Raw genomic sequence first — 2,887 nt, forward strand, 5'->3', positions numbered from 1 at the left:
CCAGATGCTGAACCTGTCGGCCTATGCCGAACAGATGCTCGTCCATGAGCATGCCTGCGTCGCGATCGATCCGGAGATGCCGCTGGACCGCGCCTGCGTGATCGGCTGCGCGGTGACGACGGGCGCGGGCGCGGTGTTCAACGCCGCCGACGTGACGCCGGGCGAGACGGTCGCGGTGGTCGGCTGCGGCGGTGTCGGACTGGCGGTCGTCAACGCCGCGAAGATCGCCGGCGCCGGCCGCATCATTGCCGTCGATCCGGTGCCGGAAAAGCGTGATATCGCGAGAAAGCTGGGCGCGACCGACGCGATCGACGCGGCATCCGAAACCGCGGTCGCCGAGATCGTCGAGCTGACCAAAGGCGGCGTCGACCATGCAATCGAGGCGGTCGGCCGCCCGCAATCGGGCGAGCTGGCCGTGCGCGTGCTGAGGCGTGGCGGCACTGCGACGATCCTCGGCATGATGCCGCTGACGCACCAGACGGGCCTTACCGCGCTCGACCTGTTGTCAGGCAAGAAGCTGCAGGGCGCGCTGATGGGCGCCAACCGCTTCCCGGTCGAAATCCCGCGGCTGGTCGACTTCTACATGCGCGGCATGCTCGACCTCGACACGATCATCGCGGAACGCGTTCCGCTCAACGAGATCAACCACGCGTTCGACCAGTTGCGGAAAGGCGATACCACGCGCTCCGTGGTGGTGTTCGAGTGAGTCAGATCGATCTTTTCCCGTTCGCTTCGAGCGAAGTCGAGAAGCGTATCTCGACTTCGCTCGATACGAACGGAGCCAGGGCATGAGTCAGTCGAACGCCCAGACGACGATGGTCGGCACCATGAAGGTGCCGGAAAAGGACCGGCTGGACGAAGCGCGGCTGACGGATTGGCTGGAGGCCAATGTCGAGGGCTTCGAGGGGCCGATCGCGCTCAGTCGCTTCAAGGGCGGGCAATCGAACCCGACCTACCGCATCGACACGCCCGCGCAGGCCTATGTGCTGCGCCGCCAGCCGTTCGGGCCGTTGCTGCCGTCCGCTCATGCCGTCGACCGTGAGTATCGCGTGCAGGCGGCGCTGTATCCGACCGGCTTTCCGGTCACACGGCCCTATGGCCTGTGCACCGACCGAGACGTCATTGGGTCGATGTTCTACATCATGGGGCTCGCCGACGGACGGAACCTGTGGGACGGGTCGCTGCCCGGCTACACGCCCGAGCAGCGGCGCGGCGTCTATCACGCAATGATCGACACGCTCGCCGCGCTGCACAATACGGATCACGAACGCGTGGGGCTCGGCGATTACGGCAAGCCGGGCAATTATTTCGAGCGCCAGGTCGCGCGCTGGACGAAGCAGTACAAGGCGTCCGAGACCGAGACGATTCCCGAGGTCGACAAGCTGATCGCGTGGCTGCCGAAGACGGTGCCGCCGCAGGAGCGTGTCTCGATCGTCCATGGCGACTACCGAATCGACAACATGATCTTCCACGCCAGCGAGCCGCGCGTGATCGCGGTGCTCGACTGGGAGCTGTCGACGCTCGGCGATCCGCTCGCCGACTTCTCCTATTTCCTGATGAACTGGGTAACCGAGCCGGAAGGCCGCTCCGGCGTGAAGGGCCTCGACTATGACGCGCTCGGCATCCCTTCGCTGGAGCAGGCGGTCGAGCGCTATTGCGCCGCGACCGGCCGCAGCGGCGTGCCCGACCTGAACTGGTATTTCGCCTACAACCTGTTCCGGCTGACCGGCATCGTGCAGGGCATCAAGAAACGGATCGTCGACGGCACCGCGGCCTCGGCCCAGGCCGAAGCGACCGCCGCGCGCGTGCCGTCCCTCGCGAAATCGGCCTGGCATTTCGCGCAATTGGCGGGGGCATCATGAGCACACTCTTCGACCTTACCGACAAGGTCGCGATCATCACCGGCTCGTCGCGCGGGATCGGCAAGGCCATTGCCGAGCGGATGGCGGAGCATGGCGCAAAGGTCGTCGTCTCCAGCCGCAAGCAGGACGCGTGCGACGCGGTCGCGGACGCGATCAACGCGGAGCATCCAGGGCAGGCGATCGCGGTCGCCGCCAACATCTCGGACAAGGCCGGGTTGCAGCATCTGGTCGACGAGACGCGGCGCGCGTTCGGCCGGATCGACATCCTCGTCTGCAACGCCGCGTCCAATCCCTATTACGGGCCGATGGACGGCATCGCGGACGAGCAGTTCCAGAAGATCCTGACCAACAACATCATCGCCAATCACTGGCTGATCGCGATGGTGGCGCCGGAAATGCGCGAACGCCGCGACGGGGCGATCGTCATCATCTCCTCGATCGGGGGGCTGCGCGGCACGGCCGTGCTGGGCGCCTATGGCATTTCCAAGGCGGCCGACATGCAGCTGGCCCGCAACCTTGCGCACGAATTCGGGCCCGACAATGTCCGCGTGAATTGCATCGCGCCGGGGCTGATCAAGACCGATTTCGCCCGCGCGCTGTGGGAGAATCCGGAAACGCTGAAGCGATCGACCCAGGGCGCGCCGCTTCGCCGCATCGGCGAGCCGGACGAGATCGCCGGCGCCGCCGTGTTCCTCGCCTCGCCCGCCGCCGCCTTCATGACCGGGCAGACGATCGTTATCGACGGAGGGCAGACGATATGAGGCTGGCGGGCAAGGTCGCGATCATCACCGGCGCCGGCTCCGGCATTGGCCGCGCGACCGCGCGCCGCTTCGCCGCCGAGGGCGCGAAGCTGGTGATCGGCGACAAGAGCGATGCCGTCCGCGAAACAGCCGACATGATCGGCGGCGACAGCGTCATCGCGATGCAGATGGATGCGGGCTCCGAAGCCGATGTGCAGCAACTCGTCGCGACCGCGGTCGACCGCTTCGGCGGCCTCGACATCGCCTATGCCAATGCCGGCATTT

General features: G+C 66.5%; 4 protein-coding genes. All 4 read left to right on the forward strand.

What is annotated here, in order from left to right; genetic code table 11:
- The coding region (locus VFT73_RS13990) for a zinc-binding dehydrogenase (protein ID WP_326412480.1) at positions 1-706 on the forward strand (706 nt) is incomplete at its 5' end.
- Positions 707-788: 82 nt separating this feature from the next.
- Positions 789-1,862: a phosphotransferase family protein gene (locus tag VFT73_RS13995; protein ID WP_326412482.1), complete on the forward strand. Its 1,074-nt coding sequence runs from the start codon at positions 789-791 to the stop codon at positions 1,860-1,862.
- Positions 1,859-2,623, forward strand: coding sequence for an SDR family oxidoreductase (locus VFT73_RS14000; protein WP_326412484.1), 765 nt, complete (start codon positions 1,859-1,861; stop codon positions 2,621-2,623). Before VFT73_RS13995 ends, VFT73_RS14000 begins: the two co-directional genes overlap by 4 nt.
- Positions 2,620-2,887, forward strand: a 268-nt coding sequence (locus VFT73_RS14005) for an SDR family NAD(P)-dependent oxidoreductase (protein WP_326412486.1), incomplete at its 3' end; no start/stop codon positions are given. The genes VFT73_RS14000 and VFT73_RS14005, both read left to right, overlap by 4 nt.

This window comes from Sphingomonas sp., assembly GCF_035758555.1.
Taxonomy (GTDB): Bacteria; Pseudomonadota; Alphaproteobacteria; order Sphingomonadales; family Sphingomonadaceae; genus Sphingomonas_B.